This is a genomic window from bacterium, assembly GCA_037147175.1.
In the GTDB taxonomy this organism is placed as follows: Bacteria; Cyanobacteriota; Vampirovibrionia; order Gastranaerophilales; family UBA9971; genus UBA9971.
In genome coordinates this window covers 18,962-44,595 of record JBAWVS010000012.1, presented here as the reverse complement: position 1 = coordinate 44,595, position 25,634 = coordinate 18,962, and the positions used below count along the sequence as shown (strand labels likewise).

General features: G+C 35.0%; 27 protein-coding genes and 1 pseudogene. 9 read left to right on the top strand and 19 right to left on the bottom strand.

The window, feature by feature from the left end; all coding sequences use genetic code 11:
- Position 1: 1 nt before the first annotated feature.
- The 8 genes and pseudogenes from rplQ to WCG23_04520 form a co-directional block, all read right to left on the bottom strand.
- On the bottom strand, positions 2 to 448 hold the full coding sequence (gene rplQ / locus WCG23_04555) for a 50S ribosomal protein L17 (GenBank protein MEI8389140.1): 447 nt from the start codon (positions 446 to 448) through the stop codon (positions 2 to 4).
- A gap of 35 nt (positions 449 to 483) precedes the next feature.
- Positions 484 to 1,455, bottom strand: coding sequence for a DNA-directed RNA polymerase subunit alpha (locus WCG23_04550; protein ID MEI8389139.1), 972 nt, complete (start codon positions 1,453 to 1,455; stop codon positions 484 to 486).
- Between the two features lie 24 nt (positions 1,456 to 1,479).
- Positions 1,480 to 2,100 (bottom strand): 30S ribosomal protein S4, encoded by a 621-nt coding sequence (rpsD, locus tag WCG23_04545; GenBank protein ID MEI8389138.1) that lies wholly within the window; start codon positions 2,098 to 2,100, stop codon positions 1,480 to 1,482.
- Positions 2,101 to 2,135: 35 nt separating this feature from the next.
- Positions 2,136 to 2,525: a 30S ribosomal protein S11 gene (gene rpsK, locus WCG23_04540; GenBank protein ID MEI8389137.1), complete on the bottom strand. Its 390-nt coding sequence runs from the start codon at positions 2,523 to 2,525 to the stop codon at positions 2,136 to 2,138.
- Between the two features lie 29 nt (positions 2,526 to 2,554).
- Positions 2,555 to 2,920, bottom strand: coding sequence for a 30S ribosomal protein S13 (gene rpsM, locus WCG23_04535; GenBank protein ID MEI8389136.1), 366 nt, complete (start codon positions 2,918 to 2,920; stop codon positions 2,555 to 2,557).
- A 165-nt stretch (positions 2,921 to 3,085) separates the two neighbouring features.
- Positions 3,086 to 3,199: a 50S ribosomal protein L36 gene (gene rpmJ / locus WCG23_04530; GenBank protein MEI8389135.1), complete on the bottom strand. Its 114-nt coding sequence runs from the start codon at positions 3,197 to 3,199 to the stop codon at positions 3,086 to 3,088.
- A gap of 40 nt (positions 3,200 to 3,239) precedes the next feature.
- Positions 3,240 to 3,455: a translation initiation factor IF-1 gene (infA, locus tag WCG23_04525; protein ID MEI8389134.1), complete on the bottom strand. Its 216-nt coding sequence runs from the start codon at positions 3,453 to 3,455 to the stop codon at positions 3,240 to 3,242.
- Positions 3,456 to 3,838: 383 nt separating this feature from the next.
- A pseudogene (locus WCG23_04520) lies at positions 3,839 to 4,024 on the bottom strand (M24 family metallopeptidase).
- Between the two features lie 191 nt (positions 4,025 to 4,215).
- Here WCG23_04520 and WCG23_04515 point away from each other — a divergent pair.
- Entirely contained in the window at positions 4,216 to 5,001 is a 786-nt protein-coding gene (locus WCG23_04515; GenBank protein ID MEI8389133.1) for a hypothetical protein, read from the top strand.
- 166 nt (positions 5,002 to 5,167) lie between these two features.
- Here the strand turns inward: WCG23_04515 and map are convergent, their stop codons facing one another.
- The 5 genes from map to rpsE form a co-directional block, all read right to left on the bottom strand.
- Complete coding sequence (map, locus tag WCG23_04510; GenBank protein MEI8389132.1) at positions 5,168 to 5,917, bottom strand: type I methionyl aminopeptidase; 750 nt, start codon at positions 5,915 to 5,917, stop codon at positions 5,168 to 5,170.
- A 463-nt stretch (positions 5,918 to 6,380) separates the two neighbouring features.
- The gene (locus tag WCG23_04505; protein MEI8389131.1) at positions 6,381 to 7,040 is read right to left on the bottom strand and encodes an adenylate kinase; all 660 of its coding nucleotides are present in this window, start codon (positions 7,038 to 7,040) and stop codon (positions 6,381 to 6,383) included.
- Entirely contained in the window at positions 7,037 to 8,362 is a 1,326-nt protein-coding gene (gene secY, locus WCG23_04500) for a preprotein translocase subunit SecY (GenBank protein ID MEI8389130.1), read from the bottom strand. The genes WCG23_04505 and secY overlap by 4 nt, the downstream gene beginning before the upstream one ends.
- A 135-nt stretch (positions 8,363 to 8,497) precedes the next feature.
- A complete protein-coding gene (rplO, locus tag WCG23_04495) occupies positions 8,498 to 8,938 on the bottom strand; it encodes a 50S ribosomal protein L15 (protein ID MEI8389129.1) in 441 nt (146 codons plus the stop codon).
- Positions 8,939 to 9,058: 120 nt separating this feature from the next.
- The gene (rpsE, locus tag WCG23_04490; protein MEI8389128.1) at positions 9,059 to 9,610 is read right to left on the bottom strand and encodes a 30S ribosomal protein S5; all 552 of its coding nucleotides are present in this window, start codon (positions 9,608 to 9,610) and stop codon (positions 9,059 to 9,061) included.
- 222 nt (positions 9,611 to 9,832) lie between these two features.
- Here rpsE and WCG23_04485 point away from each other — a divergent pair, with 222 nt between their 5' ends.
- Positions 9,833 to 10,183: a hypothetical protein gene (locus WCG23_04485; protein MEI8389127.1), complete on the top strand. Its 351-nt coding sequence runs from the start codon at positions 9,833 to 9,835 to the stop codon at positions 10,181 to 10,183.
- A 64-nt stretch (positions 10,184 to 10,247) separates the two neighbouring features.
- On the opposite strand, the gene WCG23_04480 is transcribed toward WCG23_04485, so the two are convergent.
- On the bottom strand, positions 10,248 to 11,384 hold the full coding sequence (locus WCG23_04480) for a S1 RNA-binding domain-containing protein (GenBank protein ID MEI8389126.1): 1,137 nt from the start codon (positions 11,382 to 11,384) through the stop codon (positions 10,248 to 10,250).
- 286 nt (positions 11,385 to 11,670) lie between these two features.
- The gene (locus tag WCG23_04475) at positions 11,671 to 12,696 is read right to left on the bottom strand and encodes an RNA polymerase sigma factor RpoD/SigA (protein MEI8389125.1); all 1,026 of its coding nucleotides are present in this window, start codon (positions 12,694 to 12,696) and stop codon (positions 11,671 to 11,673) included.
- A gap of 452 nt (positions 12,697 to 13,148) precedes the next feature.
- Between WCG23_04475 and pyrH the strand changes: the two genes are divergently transcribed.
- From pyrH to WCG23_04460, 3 genes are read left to right on the top strand one after another with little or no spacing between them, the layout of a single operon-like run.
- A complete protein-coding gene (pyrH, locus tag WCG23_04470) occupies positions 13,149 to 13,889 on the top strand; it encodes a UMP kinase (GenBank protein ID MEI8389124.1) in 741 nt (246 codons plus the stop codon).
- Complete coding sequence (gene frr / locus WCG23_04465) at positions 13,879 to 14,439, top strand: ribosome recycling factor (protein ID MEI8389123.1); 561 nt, start codon at positions 13,879 to 13,881, stop codon at positions 14,437 to 14,439. Before pyrH ends, frr begins: the two co-directional genes overlap by 11 nt.
- A 42-nt stretch (positions 14,440 to 14,481) precedes the next feature.
- The gene (locus tag WCG23_04460) at positions 14,482 to 15,354 is read left to right on the top strand and encodes a phosphatidate cytidylyltransferase (GenBank protein ID MEI8389122.1); all 873 of its coding nucleotides are present in this window, start codon (positions 14,482 to 14,484) and stop codon (positions 15,352 to 15,354) included.
- A gap of 20 nt (positions 15,355 to 15,374) precedes the next feature.
- Here WCG23_04460 and WCG23_04455 read toward each other — a convergent pair whose 3' ends face one another.
- On the bottom strand, positions 15,375 to 15,836 hold the full coding sequence (locus tag WCG23_04455) for a hypothetical protein (protein MEI8389121.1): 462 nt from the start codon (positions 15,834 to 15,836) through the stop codon (positions 15,375 to 15,377).
- 635 nt (positions 15,837 to 16,471) lie between these two features.
- On the opposite strand from WCG23_04455, the gene WCG23_04450 reads away from it, so the two are divergent.
- From WCG23_04450 to rpe, 3 genes are read left to right on the top strand one after another with little or no spacing between them, the layout of a single operon-like run.
- The gene (locus WCG23_04450) at positions 16,472 to 16,690 is read left to right on the top strand and encodes a DUF2283 domain-containing protein (GenBank protein ID MEI8389120.1); all 219 of its coding nucleotides are present in this window, start codon (positions 16,472 to 16,474) and stop codon (positions 16,688 to 16,690) included.
- A 3-nt stretch (positions 16,691 to 16,693) separates the two neighbouring features.
- Positions 16,694 to 17,419, top strand: coding sequence for a ribonuclease III (gene rnc / locus WCG23_04445; protein ID MEI8389119.1), 726 nt, complete (start codon positions 16,694 to 16,696; stop codon positions 17,417 to 17,419).
- Positions 17,419 to 18,090, top strand: a complete 672-nt coding sequence (rpe, locus tag WCG23_04440) for a ribulose-phosphate 3-epimerase (GenBank protein MEI8389118.1) — start codon at positions 17,419 to 17,421, stop codon at positions 18,088 to 18,090. Before rnc ends, rpe begins: the two co-directional genes overlap by 1 nt.
- Before the next feature lie 280 nt (positions 18,091 to 18,370).
- On the opposite strand, the gene WCG23_04435 is transcribed toward rpe, so the two are convergent.
- From WCG23_04435 to mfd, 3 genes are all read right to left on the bottom strand, one after another.
- Positions 18,371 to 19,486, bottom strand: coding sequence for a peptidylprolyl isomerase (locus WCG23_04435; protein MEI8389117.1), 1,116 nt, complete (start codon positions 19,484 to 19,486; stop codon positions 18,371 to 18,373).
- Positions 19,487 to 19,565: 79 nt separating this feature from the next.
- Positions 19,566 to 19,934, bottom strand: coding sequence for an aspartate 1-decarboxylase (panD, locus tag WCG23_04430; GenBank protein ID MEI8389116.1), 369 nt, complete (start codon positions 19,932 to 19,934; stop codon positions 19,566 to 19,568).
- Between the two features lie 80 nt (positions 19,935 to 20,014).
- A complete protein-coding gene (mfd, locus tag WCG23_04425) occupies positions 20,015 to 23,545 on the bottom strand; it encodes a transcription-repair coupling factor (GenBank protein MEI8389115.1) in 3,531 nt (1,176 codons plus the stop codon).
- 874 nt (positions 23,546 to 24,419) lie between these two features.
- On the opposite strand from mfd, the gene WCG23_04420 reads away from it, so the two are divergent.
- Positions 24,420 to 25,631: an ammonium transporter gene (locus tag WCG23_04420; protein ID MEI8389114.1), complete on the top strand. Its 1,212-nt coding sequence runs from the start codon at positions 24,420 to 24,422 to the stop codon at positions 25,629 to 25,631.
- Positions 25,632 to 25,634: the final 3 nt, after the last annotated feature.

Genomic DNA, 25,634 nt, shown 5'->3' with positions numbered 1-25,634 from the left:
GCTATACAAATTGTATAAGAGCCATTTCAGCATTATCGCCTCTTCTTGGCGGCATTCTAAGAATTCTGAGGTATCCACCGTTTCTTTCGGTGTAATTTGGAGCAACTTCAGAAAACAATTTTCTTAAAATTGTTTTCTCTGTAGCTTTACCACCACATTCACATTTTTTTGCGTCTTCAGCGGATGGTTTGAATGTTTTGCAATCCGAACAAACTACACCATCAAGACTTTGATCATATATGAAAGCAGCGGCTTGTCTTCTTGAATGCAAATCACCTTTTTTACCGAGAGAAATAACTTTTTCTGCATAAGGTCTTAAAGCTTTAGCTCTTGGCATGGTGGTTTGTATTTCACCATAAGCAAATAAAGAAGTAGCTAATGTTCTTAAAAGCGCTTTTCTCTGATCTGCAGGTTTTGATAAAGTATGTCTTTTGCACTGGTGCCGCATTGTTCTGTTCCTTTATGTTTTATTTGAATTACTAATTATTCTTCGTCAAGATTTTCCGGATTCGGTTTAAGTTTTAAATTAAACGCGTGAAGTCTTTCTATAACTTCATCAGAAGATTTTTTACCAAAGTTTTTGATATTTAACAAATCATGTTCTGATTTTAATAATAATTCTTCAAGAGAATTAATACTTGCTCTTTTTAAACAATTATAAGCTCTTACAGAAAGATCAAGCTCTTCTATGCCTATTGAAGGAGCTTTTGCTTCCGGTTCCGGTTCTTCTTCAATAACAGGTTGAGTTCCTATAACTGTTGTTTGTCCGGTTAAAGAAGCAATCGGGAGGAAATGCTCTATTAAGAGATTAGCAGCTTTACTAAGCGCAGCATTAACTTCGATACTTCCGTTTGACCAAACTTCAATTATAACTTTATCAAAATCAGTTACATTTCCTACTCTGGTATTTTCTACTGTGTAGCTGACTTTTTTGATAGGCATATACACTGCATCCAGAGGCAATACATCAACTGCTTGAGCATATTTACCTTGAGGAAGCATATCAGTCGGAACATATCCTTTTCCTGTTTCGACAACTATATCGGCATGGAAGCTTCCGCCTTCTGCTACTGTACAAATCAACCAATCAGGGTTAATAACTTTAACGCCTGCCGGTAATTGAATATCGCTTGCCAAAATAGGACCTGATCTGTCTATGTCTAATCTTAAATTATAAACATCATTGTCTTCGATTTTAACAACGAGACCTTTAATGTTGAGAAGAATATCTGTTACATCTTCAACAACGCCCGGCATTGAAGTGTATTCGTGTGTTATTCCTTCAATTCTTACTGAAGTAACAGCAGCACCCTCAAGGCTTGATAAAAGAACTCTTCTTAAAGCATTACCTATTGTTGTGCCATAACCTCTTTCTAAGGGTTCAATTACGAACTTGCCGTATATTGAGCCATCAGAATCAGTTGTTGTATTTACGCATTTTATTTTTAAATCCATGACGGGTATTATAACCTCCTAGACCTACTTAGAATAGTATTCAACGATAAGCTGTTCTTTAACTGTAGGATCAATTTCTTCTCTTTCAGGTAAAGATTTTACTGTTATTTTTAAACTTGATTTATCATATTCCAGCCAATTTACGCCTTCAATCGGTGTTAATGAATCAATAATTGATTTAATTAATTCTTCGCTGCCTTTTTTGACAGAAATTTTATCACCGGCTTTTAATCTGTATGAAGGGATATCGACTGTTCTATCATTAATTAAAAAGTGTCTGTGTCTAATAAGCTGCCTTGATTGTTTTCTTCCGGCAGTGAATCCTGCTTTAGCCACAACATTATCAAATCTTGATTCAAGCAACTGTAATAATACAGTACCTGTAACGCCTGATTTGCCTGCTGCTATTTTGAAATATCTGGAGAATTGTTTTTCTGAAACCAGATATGAAAAACGGCATTTTTGTTTTTCTCTTAAATGCACCGCATATTCGGATAATTTTTTTCTGCTCTGACCGTGTTGTCCTGAACCATAAGGTCTTTTTGTTGCAGAACATTTAGCCGAGTTGCAACGATCTCCTTTTAAAAAGAGCTTTTTGCCTTCGTTTCTGCATATTTTACAAACTGCTTCTGTATGTCGTGCCAATTTCCTTGACTCCTTGTTTTATTATCGGTAATTACTTAGACTCTTCTTTTCTTTGGTGGTCTGCAACCATTATGAGGTATTGGAGTTACATCTTTAATTAATGTAATTTCAAGCCCTGCTGACTGTATTGACCTGATGGCTGTTTCTCTGCCTGATCCGGGTCCTTTTACATAAACTTCTACAGATTTCATGCCTTGTTCCATGGATTTTTTTGCAACTAATTCAGCCGCTGATTGTGAAGCAAACGGGGTGCCTTTTCTTGCGCCCTTAAATCCGCTTGTACCTGCACTTGCCCATGCTATTGCATTTCCGAGCATATCTGTCGAAGTTACGATTGTATTGTTAAATGTTGATTGGATATGCACTCTGCCCTGAAGTACATTTTTCTTTTCTTTTTTCTTAACTCTAGCCTTTGGTTTAGCCATGATTAACTATATTCTCCATTATATTTAAATTATTTTTTCTTTGAAACAGGTCCTGTTTTCTTGCCTCTTCTTGTTCTGGCATTAGTTTTTGTTCTTTGTCCACGAACAGGAAGACCTCTACGGTGTCTCATTCCTCTATATGAATTGATTTCACTTAATCTTTTGATATTTAATGCTTCAAATCTTTTTAGATCACCTTCGACCTGATATTTTCCTATTTCAATTCTTAAACTGTTAATTTCTTCTTCAGTTAAATTGTCGCTTCTGGTGTCCTCAGATATGCCGCAATTAGCCAATATTTCACTGGCTCTGGTAGGTCCTACCCCATAAATATAGGTTAAGGCTACTACCATTCTTTTATTACGCGGAAGATCAACTCCAGCTATTCTGGCCATTAATTTCTCCTTTGTTTCCTCTTGTTTATTTTTAACGCTGATTTTTTACACAGGTTTAAATTATAAGTTAATAAAAACATAAAAAACATTCAAGTAAATAAATAAATTTATATATAAATTTGCATTTATTGTTAATTTATTTGATTTTCCCGGGTCAATTTGCTTTTATCCCTGTCTTTGTTTATGTTTTGGGTTTTCGCAAATAACTGCTACTCTTCCTTTTCTTCTAATTGATTTGCATTTTTCACAAATTTTCTTAACAGATGTTCTGACTTTCACGATTATTATCCTTTCGATTTATTATATTTTCGGTTTTTATTTATTTTAATCTATATGTAATTCTTCCTCTGGTTAAGTCATAAGGGGTCAACTCGACTTTAACTTTATCCCCGGGCAGAATTCTTATGAAGTTCTTTCTGATTTTGCCGGAAATATGAGCCAATACCATATGATCATTTTCAAGTTTTACCTTAAACATAGCATTTGGCAAGGATTCAATTATCGTTCCTTCAAATTCTATTGTTTCTTTTGACATTAATACCTCGGAATATTTTATTCACAATTTTACACTCTAAACTTGATTTTACAATGAACATATTATTTGACAAGTTTTTAAGGCATGTTAAAAATTGTAAAACATTTTTCGTTTAATAACTCTAGTCGCTAAATAATTTTTGAATTGTCATGTTGAGCGAAGCGAAACATCTATCCCTTTTGGGTTTTAAGCTTCAATTCTTTTTGGGACAGATTCTTCGGACTAAAGTCCTCAGAATGACAACTCAATATTAATAGGTGTTTTGCCTAATTAACAACTCGGATTTAATATTAATTTTTTTTGAAACAATTTTGAATATTCGATTTTTGGTATTAACAAACTTTTTATAACTTCCAGCACCTGTAGCGGTGGAATGACAAAAGTTATAGCGTCAAAATCTCAGGTCCTTCGTTTGTAACAAGGACAGTATGTTCAAAATGCGCTGAATGCTTGCCATCATCGGTAACTACCGTCCAATTATCCGTAAGTACGTGAACCTCAGGAACTCCTAAATTAAACATCGGTTCTATTGCAATTACCATGCCAGTTTTTAGCATGGGTCCGGGCTCGCCTGTTCTGAAATTATAAATGAACATATTATTTTACAAGTTTTTACTAATTACTGATCTATTACACGACAAATTAAAAAGATGAAGTTATGTAACAAAAAGACAATTAATTTAATACTTGTTTTTATATAAATACAAGTATTAAGAAAGTGTATTTTAAGGTAGAGAGAAAGAAAGAGGAGAGAGAGATTATGACAGTTATTGGACAAAAACAAAGTTTTGCATCGGTTCAAGCACAAAAGAAAGCCAGCGACGCCTATAACTCTGGAGTCGTCAAAGGTTTAGTTGATTCTGTTACAACTGTTGAAGGCTTAAAGCAAACTGCAACAAGCGCTGCTATAGGTGTTGGAACAGGTTTAGCAGCAACGGCAGTAGTAGCAAGCGCACCTATATGGGGAACAGCTGTTGTTGCAGGAGCGGCTGTTGTAGGAACAGGTTTTTTAATTAAAGAAGGTTATGATAAATTTGAACAACACCAACAGCTGGTCGAAAAAGGTAATATCAAAGGTGCAACAGAGGCAGGTCATTCAGCTGGTCAAGGAATAACAAATACCGTTGCAGGTATTGCCGGAGGTTGGGGCGGTTCGAAAATAGGATCTGCTATTTCTAAAGTCTTTGGATTCGGAGCACCGAAAGTAGCATCAGGTGAAGCCAGTGAATCTTCAACACAACCTCAGCCGCAAGCGCAGACACAACCGCCAGCACAGGCACAACAGCCCGTTAAAGCCAGTGCCCCTTCATCACGACCGCGAATAATTGAAGGTGAAGCACGGAGCTGTGATAACCCTTATTCTTATCTCAATCGTCTTAAACCTGCTGATTTGAAAGAAAGGGATGCGATACTAGCAGAAAGATCCCAAAAAGCGTCCAAAGTAGCGTTTGATAAGGCGCAAGAAGACAATTTGAAAGCTGGCGGAAATGGTACTCCTTCGCAGTTCGATTTTAGGTTTTATTATGAACAGGAGTTAGCAAAGTAATTTAAAATATTAAAAATAAAGAATCCATAAATAATTTTATAAAAAACCTCCGAAAATACTTATAGTAGAAAACGGAGGTTTTTTACATGATAAACAAAAAGAAATCATAATTAGTGAATGAAAAATTTCTATCAAAGATTGACCGGCATTTCCGGTTGATCTTTTGTTATAAAGTCAAAATCTCAGGACCTTCGCTTGTAACAAGGACAGTATGTTCAAAATGCGCTGAATGTTTGCCGTCATCGGTAACTACCGTCCAGTTATCCGTAAGTACGTGAACATCAGGCACTCCTAAATTAAACATCGGTTCTATTGCAATTACCATGCCAGTTTTTAGCATGGGTCCGGGCTCGCCTGTTCTGAAATTATAAAGGAACGGGTCTTCATGCATCGCTTTGCCGATACCGTGTCCGCCATATTGCTTAACTACACCGTAGCCATGCAGATTGGCTCTGTCTTCTATAGCTCCTGATACGGTTTCGTAAAGCCTGTTTCCTGCAACCATCTTTTCAATTCCGTCAAAAAGTGCCTGATTAGTTACTTCAAGAAGATTTTTAAGCTCGTCTGTTATGTTTCCCACAGGATGAGTAACTGCTGAATCACCGACCATGCCTTTATAAACCGCACCGACATCAATGCTTATGACATCACCTTCCTTCAAAAAAACTTCTTTGGAAGGAATACCGTGAACCACTTGCTCATTTATCGAAGCGCATATTGTTGCAGGGTATCCATGATAGCCTTTAAAGGCAGGTATTGCTTTGTTTTTCAGAATTGTTTTTTCCGCAACTTCGTCAAGTTCGTATGTCGAAATCCCCGGAACTATCAGTTCTTTTAACACATTATGAACTTCAGCCACAATACTGCCGGCTGACTTCATCAAATTTATTTCGTATCTTGATTTGCGTGTAATCATTTTTTATTTCATATCAAGCTTATCATACAGTTTCATATTTTTATATAAACTATGCGTAACCAAACCCAAAATGAATAATACTAAAGCTCCTGCTATATAAATACTCATTTAAAATTATCTCCTCTTTTTAATTTATCTAATGTAGCACTAATTTTATAATTAAATTCATTTATAAAATTAACAATTAAAATTATAAATACAACACCTGTTAATATAAGAAATATTTCAGCAATATTATGTTTAATATAGAATGCTCTAATTATAAGTCCTATAGTACCACAATAAGCGCAGTCCAGAGATGCCCCTTATCAGCCCTGTAAGTATTTAAAAGTTCTTTTAAGTAATCTTTATCCATTTTTTAAATTTCACTAAAATTTTTACACATAAATTATAGCATTTTTTATTAAAAACTGTCATTTTTCGCTTTTTTGCAAAAAATGACAGTTAATTCAATTTAATGCATTTACTTTGCTACTGAAACGCCCAGTACTTCTAAAATATCAGAAAGAATTATTTCGATATCCTGATTTCCGTTGATATTTCTTACGAGATTTTTCTGAGTGTAGTAATTAATTAACGGTTCAGTTTCTCTTCTGTAAGTTTCAATTCTTTTTGCGGCAGTCTCAACATTGTCATCAGCTCTTTGAGTTAAAGTTGCGCCGCATTTGTCGCAAACGTTGTCAACTTTTGGAGCTTTGAATTTTGTATTGTATTTTTCGCCGCAAGCGCATGATTTTCTGTAAGCCATTCTGTCGACAAGAATATTTTCGTCAACTTCAATGTTTAACACATGCTCGATTTCGATGCCTGCTTCTTTGACTATATCTTCAAACATTTGAGCTTGCTCGGGACTTCTCGGGAAACCATCGAGGATAAAGCCGTTTTTAGCGTCATCTCTCAACAACCTGTTTTTAATAATCCTTACAACAAGTGTTGCAGGTGCGAGCTGACCTTGATTCATAAAAGATTCAGCAAGTTTGCCTTCTTCAGATTGCAATGCGATTTCTTCTCTAAGCATGCTTCCTGTATCAATGTGAGGTATATTAAGAAGTTTTGCTAATTTGTTTGCCTGTGTGCCTTTTCCGCATCCGGGCGCGCCTAAAAAAATTACTCTTGTTTTCATTGTTTTAAAAATCCTTCATATTGCCTGGCTAATAGATGTGTCTTTATTTGGTTTATGAAATCAAGTGCAACCCCGACCATAATGATTAATGAGGTTGAGCCTATTCCTTTTAAAGTTGTAAAATGAGTAACCTGTGTTGCTATTCCTGGAACCAGCGCGATTATTCCAAGTCCGAGAGCTCCTATAAAAGTAACTCTGCTGAGAATTTTTTCCAGTGCATCCGCTGTCGGCTTGCCCGGTTTAATACCCGGAATGGAACTTCCGTATTTTTTTAAATTATTAGCTATTTCTTTTGGCTGCATATTTGGCATAATCGAAGCGTAAAAGAAAGTTAAAGCGACTATTAAAAAGAAATAAATTATGTAATATGAATAACCTGATAACAAATCGTTAGTGATAAAGTCAATAATGTTTTTTACAGTTTCAGGCAGGTTTCCTTTGTTTAGAATACCTAAAATAGTAGTAGGGAAAAGAAGAATAGCTACTGCGAAGATTATTGGCATTACACCACCTGGGTTAAGCTTGAATGGGATGTGAGTATTTACTCCGCCGTAAACTTTATTGCCGACCTGCCTTCTGGCATTAACAATAACCACTTTTCTCATAGCTTCCTGCATTATGACTATCAATACAAGTGTCGCTAGGAAAATTGCAATTACCATAAATAAAGAAAACGCCATTCCGCTGTTACCGCCGATAAGTTTTGCCGTTCCCCCGAAATACATTGGCATTCTGGAAATAATACCTATAAAAATCAATATAGATGCTCCGTTTCCGATACCGTTTTCTGTAATAAGTTCTGCTATCCACATAATTAGCATCGTGCCTGCGGTAAGCGTTAAAACTGATCCTATAAAATTCAAAGCAGGAATGCCTTCGGGTGAGAGCATGCCCATTTTATGCAAATAAGTTATAAAAACTGTTCCCTGAAACAGGCATAAAAATACCGTGAAATACCTTGTATACTGGGAAATTTTTCTTCTGCCCGCTTCGCCTTCTTCCTTCTGGAGTTTTTCTAAAGAAGGTATAGCCGCCGAAAGTAGCTGAAAAATAATTGAAGCTGTAATATAAGGCCCTATGCCGAGTGCGAATACAGAAATTTTTCCCAGCGCACCGCCGGTAAATATATCAAGAAATCCTACAAGTTCGCCCATTTTGCCTGAAGTTAACAATTCTGTATTGTTTATTCCAAAAATGGGAATATATACGCCAAATCTAAAAATTGCTATCATAGCAAATGTAAACAGTAATTTTTCTTTTAATCCCGATGCTTGCCACATTCCTGTCAATTCATCAGGTGTAGGCATTTTTATTTTAGCCATAAATTACTCCTCAAAATACCCCATGCTTTTTTAAAAATAAGAATGTCATTCTGCTTTTGAGGACTTTAGCACTGATACTTCAATTTTAGAAATATCTTCGCTGAGCGAATCAAAATATTCAGAATGACAATAGTATTATACTAAAAGAGCTTTACCGCCCGCAGCTTCAATTTTTTCTTTAGCTGATTTGGTAAAGTGTCTGGCTTTAACCGTTATGGCTCTTGTCAATTCACCATTGCCAAGTATTCTTAATTCATCATATTTTTTGCCGTACAGACCTTTTGCTTTTAATACATCCAAATCGATAGTTTCTTCTTCCATATTGGCAATTTTGGATATATTAATTTCTGCATAAACAATTCTGCTAAGTGAAGAAAAACCGTCTAATTTAGGGGTTTTTCTGTAACCTGGCATCTGTCCGCCTTCAAAACCGATTTTTCTGCTGCATCCTGAACGCTGACCTTCACCGTTATGACCTCTTGTGGAAGTTTTACCGTGTCCTGAACTGCGTCCGCGACCTACACGTTTTTTCTTTTTTGTAGCGCCTTTTGCAGGTCTTAAGTCTTCTATTCTAATTTCTTTAGTTTCCATTTTTATCACCTTATATTTAATTCTTGCGTTTTTTATTTAGAAATTATTCAAATATTGCAATTCTTCGCTTTGCTCAAAAAAGCAATCGAATTATCAAAAGCTATATCAGTTTAACATCTCGTGTAAGGTTAAGCCTCTTTCTTTTGCGACATCACCGAATAATCTTAATTCTGAAAGAGCTTTTATTGTTGCTCTTGCAGCATTTAAAGGTGAGTCTGAGCCTAAAGATTTACACAAAATATTTTCTATTCCCGCCAATTCCAATACAGATCTTGCAGAACCGCCTGCAATTACTCCTGTACCTTCAGCAGCCGGTTTTAATAATACTTTTCCTGCTCCTGCTTTTGCGCTTATCGGATGTGGAATTGATTTTTTGAAAATAGGCACTACTACAAGGTTTTTTCTTGCTTCAATAACTGCTTTTTGGATAGCGCCGATAACTTCACTTGATTTGCCGCATCCTATTCCAACACTGCCATTACCGTCACCGACAACAACAACAGCTCTAAAACTTAATTTTTTTCCGCCTTTTACTACTTTTGTTACTCTGCTTATTTGAATAACTCTTTCGCGCCATTCGCTTCCGGCTTTGGCTCCGGCAAATTCTTCTTTTGGTTCTTCAGGTTTGCGGCGACCGCGTTTTACTTGTTCTTCCACTGATTTAAGCCTCTCTTTTTATATATTTCTACTAATCATTTCATTTCGAATAAGACTATTTAATAATAAACAAAAAAGATAATCAATAATCAAGAATTTATATTTGTTGGTATAAAAATATTAATTAATTATTAAGATTTGTAAATTTTATCTTTTCAAAAAGCAATTTAAATTGTTCAGGATTCTTTTAAAAGCAGTTAGTTAAATAAGGAGTTTCTAAAAATGAGCAGTATAAATTCAAGTTCATCGGTTTATAAGTTACCGCTTCAAAAAAGACAAAATGTTTCTTTTCAAGGAGGCGAAGTAAGTACAGGAGCGCGTGTTTTCAAGACTTTTGTCAGAGAAACTCTTAAAGTTGCACCCGCTGCTACTCTGGGTTTTACAATAGGACAGGTGCCGGGAGCAGTTGCTCTGGGGACAGCTTCTAAATTGTTTTTAGATAACATCGGCACGTATAGAGTACTGCAGAATCCATCTAGATACCTGAGTGAATTAAATACAGGCAAATTAGTTCTGGAACATATTCCCGCAGGATTAAAAAAATTAGCCCAAAAAATCTCGGATATATTTTAATAATTAATAACTGACAAAAAGGCGGTGATTATTTTATCACCGCCTTTTTTAATGTATATAGAACTTATTCTTTAATTTCCGGAGTTTTAGGTTCTTGTCTTTCCTGCTGATGTTCAAAATGAGGTCTGTCAGAAAGACTAAGGCTTATTCTTCTGTCTTCGGGGAAGAATCTTATAACTGTAGTTTCTATTTCATCGCCTTGTTGCAGGGTTTTACCTGTTTTATTCTGATGGTCAAGAATTTCTTTATAAGGCAATAAAGCTTCCACACCCGGATAAACTTCAATAAATGCACCGAAATGCTTAATTCTTATTACCTTGCCGTTTATTTTTTCTCCTTCTTTTATGATTTTTGAAGCTTCAATCCACGGATCAGGCTGTTGGCTCTTAAGACTCAGGCTAACTCTTTGTTTTTCTTCATCGACACCGATAATTTCAACTTTTATTTTGTCTCCGACTTTTAGCACATCGGCAGGATGATCAACCCATCGCCAAGAAATTTGCGATAAAGGAAGAAGTCCGTCTATACCGCCTATATCGATAAAAGCACCGAAATCAGCCAATCTTACAACATCGCCTGTTACAATTTGACCGATCTGGATATTTTCAAACAGGTCTTTTCTTTGTTCTGCTTGCTGTTCTGATACGACTTTTCGGTGTGACATTATGAGGTTGTTCTGTTTAGAATCAACCGAAAGTATTTTTAACTGGACTTTTTTGCCTACAAGTTCTTCAGGATCTCTTGCCCTGATATGACTTGAAGGAACAAAGCCTCTTAAGCCCATAACATCAACCAGCATACCGCCTTTTACCGATGCAGTAACTTCTGCTTCGACAGCTTCATCTTCTGCCTGAATTTTTTCAAGTTCTTTCCAGGCATAAGCAAGGGCAACTTTTTTGTAAGAAATAGTAAGCTGACCGTCTTCATCTTCTTCTCTTATAATGAGAAATTCTTTTTCTGTGTTATCAACAGGTAAAGTTTCTTGAGGAGTTTTGGATTGAGGACCTAACAATTCTTTTTGCGGAACTCTTGCTGTCGTTTTAGCGCCAATATCAACTAAAACGTTATTTGAATCATATCCGATAACTCTACCTTTGACGATATCACCTTTTTTGAAACTATAGTCGAATTGCAACAGCAGTTTTTCAAACTCTGACAATTCTGCACTTTCCTTATTTTTGATAATATCTTCGGTCGTCATTAAAATTTAACCTCCGCAAACAAAAATTGTAGTCTTTTTGTATATACATACTTTTCTATTATATCAAAAGTTAATAATAAAATGTACTAAAATATTAAACATTAAATTTATTAACATATTTTTATCAATATATAAATATAAGTTACAGTAATTAAATTAAATTTAATCATATAAAAACAATTTTCAATATATTAATATTTGTAACTTTTTTAAAAGTTACTTACTTTTTTATCTCATTAATATAGGCAAAAAAAAAACTAACCAACCGGTTAGTTTTTGGTGAATTTTAGTTCAGATATGCAAAAAGCAAATTTTCTTTGTCGCAGAGAGAACGTATTTTTTTAATAGCCCTTAACTCGGTCTGTCTGATACATTCTTTTGTAACACCGTATATTTTCCCGATTTCTTCCAGTGTTTTAGGCTTAATACCAGACGAATCAAGACCATATCTCATTCTTAAAACCAGTTTTTCCCTATCTTTTAATCTGCCTAAAATATTTTTTATATCCGTTTTTAAATGGTTAAATTCTGTATCTTTATCAGAATAAGAGTTTGAATCTTCTAAAAAATCAGAAAGCTTTACTGTTCCGCCGTCTCCTGTCTGATATTCCGCATCAAGAGATATTGAGCGGCTGAACGCTTCTAAATAATTATCAATTTTAGATTCAGGAATATTTAATTTCTCTGAAATTTCTTTTGCAGAAACATTACACTCAGAATTTTTTTCCATTTCTCTTTTAACTTTTGTATATTTCGAAATTATTTCCTGAACATAAACAGGGATTTTCATACTGTAGGTTTGTTCTGCGATTGCTTTGTAAATTGATTGTTTTATCCACCATGTCGCATAAGTGCTGAATTTGTATCCGAGTTTGTAATTATATTTTCCTGCTGCAACCATTAGCCCCATATTGCCTTCCTGAATTAAATCCTGAAAAGATAAACCATAGTTGGTATATTTTTTTGCAATGCTGACAACAAGCCTTAAATTTGACTGAATAAGTTTTTTTCTGGCGTTTTCGTCTCCTTGTTTGATTTTTTTGCCGATTTCCAGTTCTTCCTGAGCGGTTAAAAGTTTCTGGAAATTGATTTTTTTAAGATAATTGCCGTAACTGTCATCAATGCTTTCAGCATTTTTCTTTTGTGAGTAAGCATTTGATGACTTGAAAGAATTTATTTCTTTAGAGTCATTACTGTTCTTGTTCTGCTCAGACAAAGGCATCAAATCCAGCGGCACAGTACTGTAAGCCAAATCACTTCTGCGTTCGCCGCGCAGCTCAAAACGCCTGTTTTCAAACATGGTATCTTTCATAAACAAAAATCTCCTTCAATCCTAACCCTGATTTTTTCTCTAAACTGCAACCGACTTTTAAGCAAGAGTGAATTTGAACTCAGGCTTCTTTATCGGTCTAAAATTTTAAAGTAATTCAAAAAAGTTTAAACAAACACTGAACGGTCAACAGCAGACAAATCTTCACGCAAAAAGACAGTAAATTTTTACCTGCTTAGTTGATTTTGTTAATAATGAACGCAAAATTTAACGGGGAAAGTGTACAAAAATTTTCTTAGCGATATATACTTCTTATATACTTTTATAATAACAAACCAAATGTGATTCGTCAATTCTATTATGAAGAAATGTAATGATAAGTTTATAAAAACAATCGAATTGTTTATATTTCTTAATAAATTAATTAGATTTATTTTAAATAACTTTTTTAGTAAAATGATTTTAGTATATTAGTTTTTGAATGGGCTAAAGCAATGAGTAATCTTAAATACAAAAGAATTCTGCTTAAAATCAGCGGCGAAGCGCTTATGGCAGATCAGGGATTTGGAATAGACCCTGAAACAATCAATAAAGTCGCTGTACAAATAATAAAACTCAAAGAACTCGGCGTTGAAGTAGCAATAGTCGTAGGTGGCGGAAATATTTTCAGGGGCGTGCAAAACAGTGCAAAACTCGGAATGGATCAGGCTTCTGCGGATTATGTAGGTATGCTTGCTACTACAATGAACGCTCTTGTTTTGCAAGGTGTATTCAAAAAATTGAATGTTCAGACAAGAGTCTTGAATGCTATCACTATGAACCAGATAGCAGAACCTTATATCAGGCTTAGAGCGATAAGACACCTTGAGAAAGGTCGTGTAGTGATTTTTGCAGGCGGAACAGGAAATCCTTTCTTTACAACAGACACTGCTGCCGCATTAAGAGCTTCTGAAATCAATGCTGACGCAATGCTTATGGCAAAAAACAAAGTCAACGGCGTTTACAGCAAAGACCCCAGAAAACACAACGATGCTGAAAAATTTGATTATATTTCCTATGATGATATGATTATTAAGGATTTAAAAGTTATAGATACTGCCGCTATTGCTTTATGCAAAAACAACAACATTCCTATTGTGGTTTTTGATTTTGCCAATACAGAAAGTATGGAAAAAATTGTAAAAGGTGAAAAAGAAGGAACATTAGTAGGAGGATTAAGTAATCATGCCTGTTAATCAATTATTTGAACAAGCTGAAGAAAAAATGAATAAAACCATCGCCGGAACTAAAAAAGAATATTCCGCTATAAGAACAGGCAGAGCAAATCCGCTGGTTCTTGATAAAATAACGATTGAATATTACGGATCACCGACATCTCTTAGACAAATAGCAACTGTGAGCGTTCAGGACGGTCAAACACTAGTTATTACACCGTATGACAAAACAATAATAAATGTTATCGAAAAAGCTATTATGAAGTCAGATCTGGGTGTAACTCCTAACAGTGACGGTGTTTGCATAAGACTAACTTTCCCTCAGCCGACAGAAGAAAGAAGAAAAGAACTTGTTAAAACTGTCAAAAAGGTTGGCGAAGAAGGAAAAGTTGCTATCAGAAACATCCGAAGAGATTCGACTGATACGCTTAAAAAATTGGAAAAATCCGAAAACATTCCTGAAGATGAAGTAAAAAAAGCTCAGGATAAAATACAAAAAATTACTGACAAATATATCAGGGAAATGGATGATGTAGTTGCAGAAAAAGAAAGAGAAGTCTTATCAATTTAAATTTCGGAAGTATTAGTATAAATAAAGAAATATAGGTGTTCGGTGGGCTTAATCAAATTTTTTTCTAAAGCACGGGTTTATGTAGCAACCATCTTTTTGTTAATTTGCCTTGTATCATTAATATATGGGGGATTCCCACTGGCTGTCTTCCTTTCTGTATTAATATATTTTGGTCAGGTTGAACTTGTTAATATGCTAAAAGCAAAGGGAATGAACCCTCCTTTAGCTTTGATTCTTTTTATAGATGCTATTCTTATAATTTGCGCCACTTTAAAACAATATAATTACGTTGTTCCTATTTTAGCAATTTCAACAATAGTTATATTTCTTGTGATTTTATTCAGAGGCGCAAAAGCTTCCATAAACGATATAGGTGCATCGTTTCTTGCAATCTTGTACGGCGGCTTTTTGCCGATACACATTATATTTTTGAGAGATATTAAAGGCCCTGACATCTTATTATTCGGCAGGCATTTTGATCTCGGTATCGGATATATTGTTTTGATGTTCGTAGTAATTTCGTTATGCGATATTGCGGCGTTTTATGTCGGAACTAAACTCGGGAAAACACCTTTATGGCCTGAAATCAGCCCGAAAAAAACTATTGAAGGCTCAGTTGGAGGAACTGTTGTTAGTGTTTTAGGCGCTGTATTAATCGGACATTTTATTGATTTATCTCTTGTTCATTCGATAATATCAGGTTTATTATTATCTTTAGCCGCACAGTTTGGTGATTTGGCGGAATCAATGATAAAAAGAGATGCAGGTTTCAAAGATTCAGGCAATTTACTTCCCGGTCACGGGGGTATGCTTGATAGAGCAGACAGCTATGTCTTTACAGGTGCTATAGCTTATTATTATTTCAGTATTTTTGTTAATAATGGTTCATTGTTATCAACATTTATGCCATTTTGATTTGCTAAATTTTTTTAAATTTACCACAGATTAGAGTTTAAAATTATTTCCATACGTCTATTCCAGCTGTTCATTAGATTTTTCACCTGATAATCACCCCATTTAACACCATTTGTTTTAGGAAGCAGCTTATCATTTAAAAGCTTCATCGCATCTTCGATAGAGTCTACTTTAAAAACATTCTGCTCAGGCACATCCTCAAATAATTCATCAACTTTTTTAATATCTTTATTTCTTCTAGCTTTATCAAGTTGCTTAATTTCCGATGAATCAGTAAAAAAAGTTAAAACACTATTTCCTTCTTTTGCAAATGGATGATCTGTATCTGCCAGCAATCTTACAGAACAATCTTTTGAGGCACTATTATGAAGACGAAGACCGGCTTGGTCTAAAGTATCCACAATAAATCGATAAAGATGAGTTGCTTTTGTTACAGCCTCTTTATGGAAGACATCTATAACAGGTTGTTTATTCCGACCCAATAAAAGTTCTTTACCTTTGGGAATTAAAATTCTATAAGTATCAACTCCTTCGATTTAACGCATTTATTTGATATTTTTATAAAGCGTGTGAATAAAAATAATTGCTATAAAAAATATAAGAATTTTTTCAATCTGTCTGAAAATCAAATACCGTTAACGTTTTTTTGATTTTTATATATATTAATATTTCTTAATATTTAAAAAATCATTTTAAATTTGTCAGGTTATTGGTAGAATTTTCTTAGGAACTAAAATTACGGCAATATTAAAGTGAATAAAGACTCAATAAAAACAACTGCATATTTTCAGGAACAGGGTTTAAAAAAAAGACCCTATTTGAAAATTGAATGGTGTATCAATATATACTAAAACGAGTTTATATTTTCGAAAACTCATCGTTTCCGAAAATAACGCTCCTACTATCGAATACCGCTTTTTATCTATAGTTAAAATCCCAAATTTATTTTTGAAGCGGTATAATAAATAAAAAACTGCATAAAACCCTACAAGCAGACGATAGAATAAGATATTGGGGATATATTACAGAAGAAAATAAATATTTACGAGTTATAACATTAGAAGACGGGACTTTGCATAATGCTTTCTTCGACAGAAATTTTAAGGAGAAATAAACTATGAAATTCAATTATTATCTCGAAACTGATTCCCTGTATATAGATTTATCAGAGAAATCAAGCGTTGAATCTGTTGAAGTATCAGAAGGAATAGTTATTGACTACGATAAAAATGGTAGTATAGTTGGCATTGATATAAATCAGGCAAGCAAAAAAGTTAATATATCCCGCCTTGAAACCCATTCACTGCCTTTAGAAAATATATCTATGACTGCATAAATAATGTTGAATGACAAAAGAAAAACTGAACTTGACGAGCTGCTAAATAACATAAATTTAAGCATAGATGATTATTCTTTGCTTGATGTTGCCCTGACTCACAGTTCATATAATTTTGAAAACAAACTTGCCGAGATAGAAGACAATGAAAGACTTGAATTTCTTGGCGATGCGGTGCTTAAATTGCTGGCAAGCAGGTATTTATACGAAAGATTTCCTGAATATCCCGAAGGTGATCTTACAAAAATACGGGCTGTTCTCGTAAGCGACAATACTCTTGCTCATATTGCCGCTAAAATAAATCTTGATAAATTCCTCAAAATTGGCTATCACGAAGCAAAACTTGGCGGCAGGACACGATTATCAACTCTTGCATGCGCGTTTGAGTCAGTATTAGGTGCGTTTTACCTTGACGGAAAAATTGACATTCTTTACGACTTTCTGGTTAATCTACTGAAGGATGATGTTACAGAAATCGACAACTCTGCTTCAAAGTATAATTTTAAAGCGATGCTTCAAGAATATGCCCAGTCTAACGGAATGAAAATCCCCGAATACAAAGTTGTTGAAGAAAAAGGACCTGCCCATAGCAAAGTCTTTGCTGTTGAAGTTTGGGTAAACGGAGATAAAATGGGTTTTGGAGAAGGAAACTCAAAAAAAGAAGCACATCAAATTGCTGCAAGAATTGCTGCTGTTGCTTTAGGTTTATTGGAAGGGCATGAAAAATAATGAAGAAAAATATAATAGTTGCACCGTCAATTTTGTCTGCCGACTTTGCAAACCTCGAAAGAGATATTAATAAAATCGAAAAAGCAGGAGCTGACTGGGTTCATGTTGATGTAATGGACGGAAGGTTTGTCCCGAACATTACTATAGGCGCACCTGTCGTTAAATCTATCAGAAAAACGACAAAAATGCCATTTGATGTGCATTTAATGATTGTTGAGCCTGCTAAATACATAGAAGACTTCGCAAAAGCAGGTTCTGACTACATAACAATCCACGCAGAAGCCTGCGAAGACAATCTTGAAGAAACCATCGACCTGATAAAAAGTTTCGGGGTCAAAGCAGGAGTTTCTATAAAACCCAAAACTCCTGTTGAAGTCCTGAAAAAAATAATTCACAAGCTTGATTTAGTTTTGATAATGACGGTAGAACCGGGATTTGGAGGTCAATCTTTTATAACGGAATGCCTGCCAAAGATTTCAGAAGTCAGAGAGCTGATAGAACAAGAGAATTTAAAACATATTTTTATTGAAGTTGACGGCGGAATTAATGCAGAGACCGCAAAACTTGCAACAGCCGCAGGGGCAAATGCGCTTGTCGCAGGAAATTATGTCTACAGTGCCAAAAATATGCCAACAGCTATAGCTGCTTTGCGACCAAATTCTATCGATTAAACAGAATTGTTAAATAACTCGGGGCACCAATTAGCTAAAACTGTTGCAAATATTGATTTTTGAGAATGTCATCCTGAGCAAATCGAAGGATCTGTCCAATTTATTATTTTGGCTAAAAATGCTTACTGGACAGATTTTTCGGGTTAAAACCCTCAGAATGACAATTTGTATAAATAAATTATTAGTGTTGAGTGAAAATATACAAAATTATTGTTGCTGCAATAAAATACCAAAAAGCCCGTAGATTTAGTCTACGGGCTTTTTATAACAAACTGTATTTTTATTTTTTCACAGGTACTTGTTGAGGAGCTTTTTGTTTTTTTGCAAGTTCTTTAATTTCTGATTCAATGTTTTTAGGATCGTATTCTTTATCCAAAAATACGATTTTTGCGGTATTTCTTGAACTTTCTATGAATTTTTGTATAACTTGCATTTTAGCCTGTTGCTCAAGATATTTTTGGATTTGAGGTTTTACTTCATCAAAAGGCACTGAACCGGATTTTTTACGGTCAACAACTTTTATAATATGGAAGCCGAATTCTGTTTTTACTATGTCGCTAATTTCTCCCGGTTTTGTAGAAAATGCAACTTTTGAAAACGCGGGTACCATTTGTTTATTGTCGAAAAACCCTAAATCGCCGCCTTTAGTTGCACTTGAAGGGTCTTGAGATTCTTTTCTTGCCAGTTCTTCGAATTTATTAGGATTTGCTTTAACTTCTGCGAGAATTTTTTCAGCTTTTTCTTTGGCTGCATTAATTTCAGATTTAACTTTATTACTTAACTCGCCTGTTGATAATTTTTTGCCTTCAGCTTCAATTTTTGACCTGATATCTGATTCTGATGCACTGATTAGAATATGGCTTGCTCTAACTTGCTCGGGATGCTTGAAATATTGATTCTGGTTTTTTACATAAAAATCTTTTGCTGTACCTTCACTGACAATTTGTACGCCTGAGAGGCTATTGACAAGTTTTTCTTTTAACATATCAAAACCTACCATATCGCTAAAAGTATCTTTATCCAGATTATTTTGTGCAAGAGATTCTTCGAATCGTTTTTTTCCGCCAACTTTATTTGTTATTTCGTCTAATTTAGCTTTAATTTCTTCAGGAGAAACAGAGATTTTTCTTTTATTTGCTTCCTGCGTCAATAATTCTTTAACTATAAGGTCATTTACTGTTTTATTTTTATAAATAAGATAAATAAATTTGTTTTCAGGTTTGTTTACATCAATGTTTAAAGGACCTGTTTTAAAAGATGCATCAACCATTCCTTTTGTTATAACAGAATCATTAATCTTTATAACCGCAGGACCTGTAGCGTTTTTTTCTTTTTGTCCGCAGCCGCTCAAAAAAATCATCGAAGCTGCCATTACCGTCAGTGCTATTTTTTTCATATTTTTTCCTCACCTATATCTGTAGAATTATCAATTTCTTTAATCTCATAAAATTATACAATATTAAAATTATTTTGGGTTATTTGTTACAAAATACTTCATTAACAATTTTGTTCTGCGCATCCACGTGGATAATTGCAGGTTTATATGAGTTCAATTCGTCTTTAGAAAGATGCGCATAGGCACAAATAATTATTTTATCGCCTATAGATACTTTTCTTGCGGCAGCCCCGTTTAAGCATATATCACCGCTTCCTGACCTGCCTAATATAACGTAAGTAGAAAATCTTTCTCCATTATTAATGTTATAGATATCAACTTTTTGATTTTCCCGAATGCCGGAAGCTTTTAAAAGAAGCTCATCTATTGTTATTGAGCCTACATAATTAATGTTTGCATCAGTTACCGTTGCTCTGTGAATTTTTGAAAAAAGCATTTCAATTAGCATGACTTACCCTTAATTTTCTGTCTGTTTCTTTAAAATTATAATTCAAACAATTTAAAAAACTCGTGCTGTTGATTAAAAAATTACATTTTAAAGTTAATAATAGAATTAAAAATTTCTTCCAGAATATCGAGTTTTTCTTCATTAGAAAGAGCAAGATTATTTATTAAAATAATAGAATTAAAGTTCTCAGAGCTTTTTGGTGATTGAGTCCATTTAACTTTTTTTGAAAGTTCAGGTCGAAATTTATTTTGAAGAAGCCTGAATTCTGCTAATGAAATATTACTAAAAATCCTGATGCTTTCAAAGGCTTCCCTTACGAGAGAAATTCCGATATCTGTTGCTATAAGCCTTAGCCTGATGACTTTTATAAGTCTTTTAACTTCTTCGGGGATTTTCCCGAATCTGTCAATCCACTCATCTTCCAGCACTTCCAGCTCTTTATAACTTTTTACATCCGCAAGGCGTTTGTATTCTACCATTTTTTGCTCTTTATCACCCACCCATTCATCAGGTATAAAGGCCGTTATGTTAATATCAATGATTGTAGGCTCTTTCTTATCAAGTTTTTCTCCTTTTAATTCTTTTATTGACTCTTCAAGCATCTGGCAATACAAATCAAATCCGACAGAAACCATATGCCCATGTTGCTGTTGACCGAGAATATTCCCCACACCTCTTATTTCTAAATCCCTCAGCGCAATCTGATAACCGCTCCCCAGTGTAGTAAAATCTTTTATAGCCTTAAGCCTGTCTTTTGCTTCTGCTGATAAAACTTTTCCGTCTCTGTAAAAACAGTACGCATAAGCCTGTGTTTCGCTTCTTCCTACCCTTCCTCTTATCTGGTAGAGTTGTGCCAGACCAAATTTATCCGCATCATCAATTATTATGGTGTTAGCATTCGGAATATCAAGGCCGGATTCAATTATAGTGGTACAAATCAAAATATCATACTCATGCGCCCCGAATTCGTACATGATTTTTTCGAGGACTTTTTCGTTCATTTGCCCGTGAGCAACTGCAATTCTTGCCTTTGGCACAAGCTTTTGAAGGTCTTCTTCTGTTTTATATATTGATTGCACCCTGTTATGCAGAAAATAAACCTGCCCTTCTCTTTCCAGTTCGTGATTTATGGCCGTTCTCAGGAGAGATTCGTTAAAATGCCCGACATAAGTCTTTATAGGAGTTCTGTTTACAGGCGGTGTATTAATAATACTCATTTCTCTTAACCCTGATAAAGCCATATTAAGCGTTCTTGGAATCGGAGTGGCTGACATGGTCAAAACATCGACTTCTGATTTAAATTCCTTGATTTTTTCTTTATGCGTTACACCAAATCTATGTTCTTCATCAACAACGAGAAGTCCCAGATTTTTGAACTGTATGTCTTTTTGCAAAAGGCGATGCGTACCGACCACAAGGTCGCAATCTCCTATAAGCAGCTTATTTACAGTAATTTTCTGCTCTTTTGCGCTTCTAAATCTTGACAAAAGCTCAACCCTGACGGGATAAGCCCTGAATCTTTCCAAAAACGTCAAATAATGCTGCTGTGCAAGAATAGTTGTCGGAACTAAAATCGCCACCTGCTTACCCGATAAAACAGCTTTAAACGTTGCTCTTAAGGCAACTTCTGTTTTACCGAATCCGACATCTCCGCAGATTAACCTGTCCATTACTTTTTCTGATTCCATATCGGTTTTAGTTTCATTAATAGACTGAAGTTGGTCAGGAGTCTCATTATAAGGGAATGCATTTTCCATTTCAAGCTGCCACGGGCTGTCTGCTTCAAACATAAAACCCTTAGTTTTGGCTCTCTGTGCGTAAAGTCTTAATAATTGATCTGCAATATCCGCAATAGCGCCTTTAACTCTGTTTTTGACCTTAGTCCATTCGACTCCGCCCATTCTGGTAAGCTTTGGAGCGCTGCCTGCACCTCTATAGCGAGAAAGCATGTTTATTTGCTCTGCCGGCATGTGGAGTTTGTCGCTCTGAGCGTATTCAATCGTCAAATAATCTTTTTCCTGCCCGTCAATTTCCTGCTTACAAAGCCCTATAAATTTTCCTATCCCGTGTTTTGCATGGACAACAAAATCGCCTTCTTTTAAGTCATTCACAGATGTCAAATAATCTATATTCTCTTTTTTAGAAAGTTTTTTCCCTAAAGTAGGTTTTTTGATTTTTTTATTAAAAAGCTCTGTATCAGTGATAACTGCAAGGTTTATTTCGGGAAGAACAAACCCTTCGGTAAATCCTGCCCTTGAAATAATGATTTCTCTTGATTTTATATCAAAAAACTGCGGTGTATTTAAATCTATATCTATTGAATGACAATCAAACTCTTTAAGCGCTTCTACAAGCCTTTGAGGATATTCTGTCGTTACAAATACGCTGTAGCCCTTATTTCTGAGGTCGGTCATATAATAGGCAGCTTTATTAATATCAGCCAAAAACTTTGGTACGGATATATTTTCCATTTCTTCAACAGCGTCTGCCTCGTCATTGATAAAACTTGTCAGGTTTAAAGCCGCGAATTTGCCGATATGTTCAATCACTTCATCGGGTTTTTTGTGCAATAAGCAGGGAAGTTCGAGAGCTAAACCTTCATTTATGTTTTTTTCATACTCTTTTAAGTATTTTTCGTCTTGCACATAGAGTTTTTGCTGTAATTCTATTGATTCATGCGTAATTATTACTGTATCTTCAGGCAAATAATCAAATATATCGCTGAAATTATCATCAAGAAGAGGCGCAAGGTACTCTATACCTTCTGTATAAGTATCAGCTTCAAAAGACATAATAAAACTTTCAACTGTTGTTTCAAGAGTATATTTTGCATTTTCCGAAAGTTTTTCAATCTGTTTATCCTTAATCTCGTTGATTTTGCGAATAAAAAGCTGTTTTTTTTCTTCTGAAATCAAGATATTATATCTGGGTTCTATGATAATTTCTTCAATTCTTCTGATAGAACGCTGGTTATCTATATTAAAAACCCTGATGCTTTCTACTTCTTCACAGAAAAATTCAATTCTTACAGGCTCGTTTGAAATAGGATAAACATCCATTATATCTCCGCGCAAACTAAATTCTCCCGGGTCAACAACAGTTACAACCCTTTTGTAACCGATATCTGTAAGAAATTTTGCAGTTTCTTGCGGATCAGCAGGGGCTTTTAACTTTAAACAGACTGAATTATTCTCTGTTTTAAGTCTTTCTAAGTAAGTATTTAAAAGGTTTTTTGCAGGAGTGATGAGAATATCGGCTTCTCCTGTACGAAAAGATTTCAGCGCCTTAAGCTGTTCTTCCGTAATTGACGGATCACTCCAAACCTGCTCATACGGAGAAGTTTCCTGCGAAAACAAAAAATTGGTTATTTTATTCGTAAAAAGTTTTATTTCGTTATGATATTTCAAAGCTGTTGAAATATCGGGAGTAACAAGCAAAACAGGATGTTGCAGGTTATTAACTATATATGAAACGAGAAAACTTCTTGCCGAACCCGTAAGTCCTGTCAGGCAAGTTGTTTGATGATGATCCAGATTTCTTAAAATTTTCCTGATTTTTGCAGATTGCGAAGCTAAATCGCTAAATATATTATAAATTTCCTGATTGTACAATTTTTAGACCCGACTATATAAAGAATGAAAATCAACTAAATCTTAGCATAGACAGAGAAAAATAAGATTGATTAAAACTGAAGAATTAAATCGCAATTTTGCTTATTAGCAAAAAGGATTAGTCCTTCAGAATATTTGAAGCCGAATTGTATTTACTTAAAAACAACAAAAATAGCCAAATAAGCTTTCTGTGATTATATTTTAGCCATTTACTTATTGTTAAGTATTGTAACAATATTTTTGTGTTTTATTACTATAAATCGTAATTTTGGAGAAAAAATTATACTTTTTGAGTTTTATAAACCGAATTTTAATAAATTTTAACTAAAATTTTAACGAATATTGTAAAAAATTTTACAAAAAATGCTTATAATTTATGTTTTCTTAGAATATTAAGCAAATTTTACAATACAGCCCTGCCTCTTAACAGAAAGAAGTTCATGTTATATATTAAGCCTAAAAGAAACATTTAATCTTAGAGGGATATATGTGCATATTGAGGCAAAGATTGGCCTGTAAAGGCTTTATTTTAGTGCATAAAAAATTTAAACTCACTCACTACCAACATTGCAGCGAAGAAGTTTGAAAAAAACCCTGCAATGTTTATTTTTTTAAAATTATTAAAATTAAGCAGTTAAAATTTAGTATTCATAAAAATTCAGAAAGGGTAAAAGGTAAAAAAATGAGAAAATTTTTGGAAAAACATCTGAAACTGTTCATTTTGGGAATGATAATGGTTTTGAGCCTGTCATTCATTCACAGCACACCGATTTTTGCAAAAGAAACAGCTGCTTCGACTACAGTTGAGGTTATAAAACAAGAACAGGCAACTGTTCCTCCTGCCGTTATAGTCCAGCCTTCACAACCTGCGCCCATTGACAAAGGCGATACTGCATGGCTGTTGATTTCTACTGCTCTTGTTATGCTTATGACTCCCGGATTGGCTCTGTTTTACGGGGGTATGGTCAGGTCAAAAAACATACTCGGCACAGTTATGCAGAGTTTTATTTCTCTTGCCGTAGTAACAATAATATGGTTTTTATACGGATACAGTCTTGCATTCGGGCCTGACAAGTGGTCACTAATCGGAGGACTAGACTATATCGGACTAAAAGGTGTCGGAATGGATCCCGGGCCATTTGCCGCAACTGTTCCTCATATTGCATTTATGGCATTTCAGTTAATGTTTGCCATTATTACACCTGCTCTTATAACAGGTGCTTTTGCTGAAAGATTTAAATTCAAAACATATCTTGTGTTTTTAGTATTATGGGTAACTCTTGTTTACTGCCCGCTTGCCCACTGGGTTTGGGGCGGCGGATGGATAGGCTCTAAACTCGGAGCTATCGACTTTGCAGGCGGTCTTGTTGTTCATATTTCTTCAGGTGCATCTGCTCTTGCGGCTGCGATTATTGTCGGAAGAAGAAGAGACTACGGAGTAAAAGCGATTCCTCCTCACAATCTTGTTTTAACGTTGTTGGGCGCATCACTGCTCTGGTTTGGATGGTACGGATTCAATGCAGGAAGCGCTTTAGTCGCTAACGGGCTTGCCGCTACCGCTTTTGTAACAACTCATATTGCAACTGCCGCAGCTGTTTTATCATGGATGTTCGCGGAATGGATTCACCAGCATAAACCTACAGCACTTGGTGCTGCATCAGGAGCGGTTGCAGGTCTTGTTGCAATTACACCTGCCGCCGGATTTGTTACTCCATTCGGTTCATTAATAATAGGCTTAATAGGCGGATTAGTTTGCTATATTGCCGTAAATCTTAAATCTGTATTTGGTTATGATGATTCTCTTGATGCAGTGGGTGTTCACGGTGTTGGCGGAACATGGGGCGCGATAGCAACAGGTTTATTCGCTTGTGCCGCTATTAACGGAAAAACAGGTTTGTTCTACGGAAGCGCAGGTCTGTTAAATCCACAAATAATCAGTGTCATAACTGCATGGGCATTCTCTTTCGTTGTTACAATCATACTTCTTAAAGTACTTGATGTAACTATGGGACTTAGAGTCAGTGAAGAAGAAGAAAATACAGGTCTTGACTTGAGTGAACATGGTGAAAGAGCTTATTCACTGTAATAT